This is a genomic window from Peptoniphilus sp. HMSC075B08, from assembly GCF_001815405.1.
Taxonomy (GTDB): Bacteria; Bacillota; Clostridia; order Tissierellales; family Peptoniphilaceae; genus Peptoniphilus_A; species Peptoniphilus_A harei.
Genome location: NZ_KV820452.1, coordinates 1 through 7510, shown reverse-complemented (window position 1 = coordinate 7510; position 7510 = coordinate 1). Strand labels below are relative to the sequence as shown.

At 31.1% G+C, this 7510-nt stretch carries 5 protein-coding genes and 1 pseudogene; all 6 read right to left on the bottom strand.

The annotated features are described in order from the left end of the window. A pseudogene (locus HMPREF3023_RS09645) lies at positions 1–473 on the bottom strand (signal recognition particle-docking protein FtsY); the annotation flags it as partial. Between the two features lie 9 nt (positions 474–482). After that, positions 483–4004, bottom strand: coding sequence for a chromosome segregation protein SMC (gene smc / locus HMPREF3023_RS05670; RefSeq protein ID WP_070701589.1), 3522 nt, complete (start codon positions 4002–4004; stop codon positions 483–485). A 4-nt stretch (positions 4005–4008) separates the two neighbouring features. After that, positions 4009–5058, bottom strand: coding sequence for an elongator complex protein 3 (locus HMPREF3023_RS05665; RefSeq protein ID WP_070701587.1), 1050 nt, complete (start codon positions 5056–5058; stop codon positions 4009–4011). Next, a complete protein-coding gene (gene rnc, locus HMPREF3023_RS05660; protein ID WP_070701585.1) occupies positions 5051–5746 on the bottom strand; it encodes a ribonuclease III in 696 nt (231 codons plus the stop codon). Before rnc ends, HMPREF3023_RS05665 begins: the two co-directional genes overlap by 8 nt. A 4-nt stretch (positions 5747–5750) precedes the next feature. Next, positions 5751–5978 (bottom strand): acyl carrier protein, encoded by a 228-nt coding sequence (gene acpP / locus HMPREF3023_RS05655; protein WP_070701583.1) that lies wholly within the window; start codon positions 5976–5978, stop codon positions 5751–5753. Continuing rightward, on the bottom strand, positions 5978–6961 hold the full coding sequence (gene plsX, locus HMPREF3023_RS05650; protein WP_070701581.1) for a phosphate acyltransferase PlsX: 984 nt from the start codon (positions 6959–6961) through the stop codon (positions 5978–5980). The genes acpP and plsX overlap by 1 nt, the downstream gene beginning before the upstream one ends. Positions 6962–7510: the final 549 nt, after the last annotated feature.

Here is a 7510-nt window from a genome sequence, read left to right as displayed (position 1 = left end):
GATGTCTCTACATCTTCTTTAGAAAGATTTCCCTCTTCTGAAACTTCTTCAAGCTTTTCATAAATTTCTTCTGCTTCTGATTGAATTTCTTCTTGCTTTTCTTCCTTATCCTCTAAGGCTTCCTCAACTACTTCATTGTCTTTAAAGGCTTCATTTGTATCTTCTTTTTTTTCTGATGTCTCTACATCTTCCTTAGAAAGATTTCCACCTTCTGATACTTCTTCAAGCTTTTCATGAATTTCTTCTGCTTCTTGGGATTCTTCTTGAACAGGTTTTTCTTCCTTATCCTCTAAGGCTTCTTCAACTACTTCACTATCCTTAAAGACTTCATTTGTATCTTCTTTTTTTTCTGATGTCTCTACATTTTCTTTAGAAAGATTTTCTTCTTCTGAAACTCCTTCAAGTTTTTCATGAATATCTTTTGTTTCTTCAGAATCTTTTTTCTTAAATTTATCTTTTAACCAATTAAACATATATATCACCTAATCCTTTAATTTTACAGAGAACAACTTACTAATTCCTTTCTCTTCCATTGTAACACCATACATGGTCTTTGCAATCTCCATTGTGAGCTTCCTGTGAGTAATTATAATGAATTGAATTCCTTCTAGTGTTAGAAGGTAATCTGCATACCTCTTGATGTTGGCATCGTCTAGGGCGGCATCAATTTCATCTAGGATGCAAAATGACGCCGGTCTATACTTTAAGAGGGCAAATAAGAGAGCAACTGCCGTAAGAGATCTCTCACCACCTGATAAAAGTGAAAGTGACTGCAATCTCTTACCTGGTGGTGATGCCTTGATTTCAATTCCTGATTCTAAGACATCTCCCTCAATGCTTATTTCTGCTCGACCACCATTAAATAGAATTTTAAAAATTTCTGTAAAGTTCCCTGAAATTTCTTCCATAGCTTCATTGAATAATTTTTTCATCTCATGGTCAAGCTTGCTTAAGATCGATTTAATCTCTTCCTTAGATTGAATTAAATCATCTCTTTGAGAAGTGTAGAAATCAAATCTTTCTTTAACTATCCTATACTCTTCTATCGATGAAATATTTACTTCGTCATAGTCACGAACTTTTTTCTTTAATCTTCTTAGACTTCCCTCTTTTAAATCCTTGAGGCTTTCGTCAATAAATTCGTGATAATCTTCTACTTCGTAATCTTCCTTTAACCTTTCCACTTCATTAGAAATTTTATTCCTATTCATTTCTATTTTTAGTTCTGTCTTTTCCATTTCAGAACTTATAACCAAGGACTTTTCCTTTAAATCTGAAAGTTCTTCTCTCTTATCTAAGTAATCCTTATTCTTCTCATCTAAATCTTTTTTAACTTCTTCTAAGTGATTCTTCAAACTTTCAATGGATTTTCTGACTTCTTCAAGAGACTTTTTGTTTTCATCATTAGATTTTTTCTTTTCTTCAATATTTCTTTGAGCTTCCATTAGAAGTTTCTTATTATTCTCAAGTTTCTCCCCAGTTAAAGATAAGTCTGAATTTATCCTATCTATTTCCCTAGTCTTATAAAGGATTTTCTCTCTATTTTCTCTTTCTAATAATTGGATTTCAATTTTTTCTGTCTTTAATCCTTCGATTTCCTTTGAAAGTACTGCAAGCCTATCTCCGCTGTCAACTTCATTTAAGAGATCTTCAAGTAACTTGTTTTTATTCTCAATTTCAAGCTTGTTATTTTCTAAGGTGTTTAAGTCAGCCTTTATATTTTCTTCCAACTCTTCCATTTCTCCTAGATACTTATTTAGGTATTCTAAGTTAAGGTCCTTGTCATTTTTATTTTTATAGATATTTGACTCAAGGTTACTAATCTTAAATTTAACAGCATTCCTCTTTTCCATATAAGTTTCTGCAAATTCATTGAGTTCAGAAATTTTTTCTTCAAGATGATTTTTTTCAGATTCAATTTTCTTGATTTGCCCTTGAAGATCCTTGAATTTATTTTGGAAGTCTGTAATTTCATTTTTTCGCAAAATAAAGCTACTATTGTAATTATTAAGGGAACCACCTGTTATTGCTCCTGATGGGTTAAAAACTTCTCCCTTAAGAGTTACAACTTTAAGCCTGTGCTTTTTTGAAATTCTAGAAGCATTCTTGAAGTTATCGGCTATTATGACTCTTCCAAGCAAATTATAAAAGATACCTTTAAAGACTTCATCAAACTTTATTAGGTCGCAAGCAAGTCCAACCATTCCATCTTCCTTAGAATTTATATTGACTTTGTTGCCAGACACCCTATCCAGAGGCAAGAAGGTAGCCCTTCCCATCTTATTTTTTTCCAAGATTTTTAACATCTCTGAAGTATCTTTGGTTGATGACACAATAATGTTTTGTGACATAGACCCAAGGGCAACAGAAATTGCTTTTTCAAATTCTTTTTCTACATAGAATTTCTCTGCCACTGGACCATAGAGTGAATCCTTAAAAATATTGTTTTTAGAAGAAAAATTCATAAAGGATTTGACAGTCCTATTGTAACCTTCATAATTTGATTCCATATTTTCCAAAATTTTTAATCTAGCGAGGATCTCGTTTCCTTCGTTTTTCTTTCCAATTAATTTGTTTTCTAGCTTTTTATTTTCTTCATCAAGCTTTAAAAGGCTTTCTTTGGTTTTTTCAAATTCACGATCATCTTTTTCTAGCTTTTCTTTTAAAGACTTTAATTCTAAAGAATCTCTATCTATAATCTTTGAAAATTCAGCTTGATTTTCTTTTAGATTTTCAATTGACTTATCTAAATTAGACTTCCTATTATTTTTTTCTTCTATAATGTCCTTTAGGGTTTCGCTCTTAAATTTTATATTTTCAATTTCATTTTTAACTTTGTTTTTATTTTCAAAATTTAAGTTGCCTACTTCTTCTAAGTTTTTAAATTCAGCTTCTAAATTTTTTATTACAGAATCCTTTGTTGTTAACTTATCAAGAATTTCTTCCTTTGATTTATTTAAAACTTCTCTATCTTTTTCGATTTCTTCAAGAGATTCTTTTAAACCAAGTAGGTCTTTATCTAGATTTTCATTTTCAAGACCAATTCTTTCAATATCTTTCTTTAAAGAATTTATTTTTTCTTCATCAAGGTTAATTTCTAAATTTAACTTATCAAAGTCTTCCCTTGAGAGATTTAATTTTTCACTAGAAGCTTCATCTTCTTCCTTCAATTTTTCTAATTTTTCTTGGATTTCTTCAAGGTTTTGCGACAAACTTTCTCTATTAATTAAGATTTTTTTAGAATCTTCTTTAAGGACTTCAAGCTCTTCTATCTTATTTGCCAAGTCCTCTTCACGTTTTTCCATATCCTTGCAAGAGTAGTTTATGTCATAGATTTTTAATTCTTCATAGTCTTTTAAGTAAGCTTCAGCTTTTTCTGCCTGAACCCTCAAATTCTTTTCTTGACTTTCAATTTCTGAAAGAATATCTTCTATTCTAATTAAATTTTCCTCAGTCTTTAAGAGTTTGTTCTTAGATTGAACTTTCTTGTACTTATATTTTGAAATTCCTGCAGCTTCTTCGAAAATATTTCTCCTGTCTTCTGGCTTTGAACTTAGGACTGATTCGATTTTTCCTTGACCAATAACGGAATAACCATCCTTGCCAATTCCCGTATCCATAAATAGTTCTTTTATGTCCTTGAGCCTGCACTTCTTGTTGTTAATCAAAAATTCACTTTCAAGAGACCTGTACATCCTCCTAGTTACAGAAACTTCATTATAAGGAAGGTTTAGTGACTTATCCGAATTATCAAAAAGGATTGTAACTTCAGCCATACCAAGAGGCTTTTTTGAGTCAGTTCCAGAGAAAATAACATCTTCCATCTTGGCCCCACGTAAGTTTTTAGCAGAAGACTCTCCCAGTACCCAGGTTATTGCATCTGTAATATTACTTTTTCCACTTCCATTAGGTCCAACAATTGCCGTAGTGGTCTTATCTAATTCAATTTTTGTTCTATTTGCAAAGGACTTAAAGCCCTGCATAGTAACGGATTTTAAAAACATCTACTCACCTGTAGTAATCTCTCACATCAATAACTTCGTCTTTCTTTGACAGAATCTTTACTTCAAAATTAGTCAGATCTTCTTGTCTAAGATTTAATTTTTTTATTCCTAATTTCTTAATTATTTCTTTCTTGTTTTTTGACCCCTGTCCACTTATATTAGAAATATTTTTCCCATTAGCAAGGATTGTAACTTCATCTTCAATATTATTTGAAGACCTAAAATAATTTATAAGTGCCTTTTTGAAATAATAAGATTCAACTAATTGTCTGTAGGCAGGATGAAAGGCTCCTGCAATAATATCGCCACCATAATTTATATTATCTGTTGGCTGAAGTCCAACCCTTATTACATTAATATTGTGCCTATAATAAATATTTAAAAGGTCTGCTACATATCCAATAGAATCCTCTAATTCAAGAGCCTGGTAACTTCCTCTTTCCAAATTTTTACATAAGGCAGTTTCTTTTATAACAAGGGTTGGATAAATTCTCACACAATAGGGGTCTAACTTAACAAATTCTCTGGCAGTATAAAGTGATTTTTCCAAATCATCTCCTGGAAGGCCTACCATTTGCTGAAGACCTAGTTTAAAACCATAGGACTTAATTAAGCTCGCTGCTTCATATACACAAGAAGAATCATGTCCCCTGTTGGATAATCTTAGAACCTCTGGGTCAAGACTTTGGACGCCAAGTTCAATTATGTCTACGCCATATTTTTTTAAATTGTCTAGAATCTCTTCCTCAATGGCATCGGGCCTTGTTGAAAGTCTAATATACTTAACTAAACCCTTCTCCTTGTAAGAGTGGGCAACTCTTAAAAATCCAACTTGTTCTTCAAGGGGAATGGCAGTAAAGCTTCCGCCATAGAAGGCAACTTCAACATTATCCTTCCTCTTAAAATAAGAAAGATATTCCAAAATAGTATCTTCCACATCACTATTTGAAATATCTGTAGATATCCCTGTAATTTTTCTTTGGTTGCAAAAAACACAATCATTAGGACAGCCGTAGTGAGGAATGAAAATAGGTATTATATTTCTCTTAGCCATTCCTTCTCCTTTCAAGGGCAACTTTGGCGGCTTCCTGCTGAGACTCTTTCTTAGTCTTTCCAGATCCCTTACCTTCTAAAATTCCATCTAGGTATAATTCTGTAAAGAAGGTCTTGTCATTGTCAGGTCCTTCTTCTCTAACTAGTTTATACTCAGCTTTCTGTCCAGACTTTTGAACCTCTTCTTGAAGCATGGTTTTAAAATCAATGTTAAAAAGCTTATATCCATCTTCCTTTAAGAATTCATCAAATAAACTTAAAATAATATTCTTTGCTACCTTGAAGTCTGAATCCAAATAAACTGCGCCAATTAGGGCTTCAAGAGCGTCAGCAGAAGTTGATTCTCTCTTGCTTCCCCCATTTTTCTCTTCACCTTTGCCAAATCTTATATAATCTCCAAGGCCTAGACCCTTGGCAATGAAAAACAAAACTTTTTCGTTAACAGACTCTGCCCTCATCTTAGTTAAAGATCCTTCAAGATCATGGGGAAATTTTTTATAAAAATATTCTCCAATAACCAAGCCAAGTATGGCATCGCCAAGAAACTCAAGTCTTTCATTGCTGTCATATTGTTTCATCTTATTTTCATTTACATAAGATGAATGAGTCAAGGCTGTTTTCAAAAGACCTTTGTCCTTAAAATCATAATTTAATTTTTTTTCAAGATTCTTTAAATTGGAAAAGGTCATGAGATTATTGTTCCAAATCTTCTACGTATTCAATTACATCGCCAATTGTTTTTAGTTTTTCAAGATCTTCTTCAGAAACTTCTGTCTCAAATTCTTCTTCTATTGTCATTACTAGTTCAACTAACTCAATAGAGTCTGCATTTAGGTCATCTTGGAAGTTCATATCTTCTGTAAGATCTTCTTTATCAAAATTAAATTGTTCAGCAATAATTTGTAAAATTCTATCCTTCATTATTTTTCCACCTTTTCTTTTATTTTTTCTACAATATTAGATTCTACTATATCTATTGCATATTTTGCAGCATTTTTTATAGCTTTGGCATCAGAATTTCCATGAGCCTTAATAATATTTCCGTCAATTCCAAGTAGAATTGTTCCACCAACTTCTTTAGCATCAAGATTTTTAAATTTATTCATTAAAAACTCAGTGAAGGCTTTTTTGCTCTTATCATCTAGGTCTGATGTTGCTATTCCGTGAAATACGCTCTTTGTTGCAAAGTCAACTACACCTTCAATAGATTTAAGAAGGACATTTCCATCAAATCCATCACAAACAAGAAGGTCAACATCATTATCCATTATGTCTCTAGCTTCAATGTTTCCCACAAAGTTAAGATCAGATTCTTTTAATTTTTGGTAAGCCTCTTTATAAAGTTTGTTTCCCTTTCCTTCTTCTGCTCCAACATTTAAAAGTCCAATTCTAGGGCTTTCCATCTTATAATATTCTCTTAGGAAGATATCACCTAAAACTGCAAATTCTTCAAGGAGTTCTTGACTTGTGTCCATGTTTGCTCCCGAATCTATCACAAGTGTGTTGGACTTAAGTCCTGGAATTAAAGTTGGAAGCACTCCTCTTTTAATCCCTCTTATTCTTCCGACTAAGAAGATTCCTCCCCCTAATAGGGCACCAGTGCTCCCTGCAGATATTAAGGCATCAGCCTTTTTTTCTTTTAATAAAGTCATTGCCTTAACAATAGAAGAGTCCTTCTTTTTTCTTAAAGCAAGGACAGGTTCTTCATTATTTTCTATGTTTTCACTTGCATTTATTATTTCTATTTTTTCTTTATTATAATCTAGTTCTTGAAGATTTTCCTTTATGAAATCTTCTCTTCCAACTAGAATAATTTCTTTGTCAAATTCCTTGGAAGCATCAATCGCTCCTTTAATTATTTCAGCCTTATTGTCGCCACCATTTATATCAAATATTAGTTTCATTTCGACCTCCATTAACAAATTTAATATTATATTAAATGATTAAAAAAATCAATCTTTTGGCCCTATTAATTAAGATTTATTGCCTAGTTTCAGCTTGCTTCATAATAAGTTTATTTTTTAAATTTCATTTTGAACTTTCTCTTATATTATAAATATTTTCAATCCTTTTTAATAAAATCTTAAGGCCTTATTCAATTCTTATAAAATCTTTTAAGCTTATATATTAAATTGAAATCTCAAAAGTAGCTAACTTATTCTTGCAATTTATAGAAACTAAAAACTTTTTATATTTAGAAATTTTAAATAATATTATTTTTGTTATAAGTTTATAATATTCAACAAGATTAATCTTCTTTCTTGAAGCCTTAATTTATAAATTGAGAACAAAAAATAGCTTACTAAATAATTATGAACTTAGAATAAATTATGACTTTATAAATAATTGTTACTTCATAAAAAATTATGACTTCTTAAATAATCATGACTCTATAAATAATCATGACTCTATAAATAATTGTTACTTCATAAATAATTATTACTTCATAAATA

Bases quoted from the DNA above. Each gene is read 5' to 3' on its own strand.
- HMPREF3023_RS05665 (WP_070701587.1), bottom strand. From the start codon at position 5,058: ATGGCTAAGAGAAATATAATACCTATTTTCATTCCTCACTACGGCTGT.
- rnc (WP_070701585.1), bottom strand. From the start codon at position 5,746: ATGACCTTTTCCAATTTAAAGAATCTTGAAAAAAAATTAAATTATGAT.
- smc (WP_070701589.1), bottom strand. From the start codon at position 4,004: ATGTTTTTAAAATCCGTTACTATGCAGGGCTTTAAGTCCTTTGCAAAT.
- plsX (WP_070701581.1), bottom strand. From the start codon at position 6,961: ATGAAACTAATATTTGATATAAATGGTGGCGACAATAAGGCTGAAATA.
- acpP (WP_070701583.1), bottom strand. From the start codon at position 5,978: ATGAAGGATAGAATTTTACAAATTATTGCTGAACAATTTAATTTTGAT.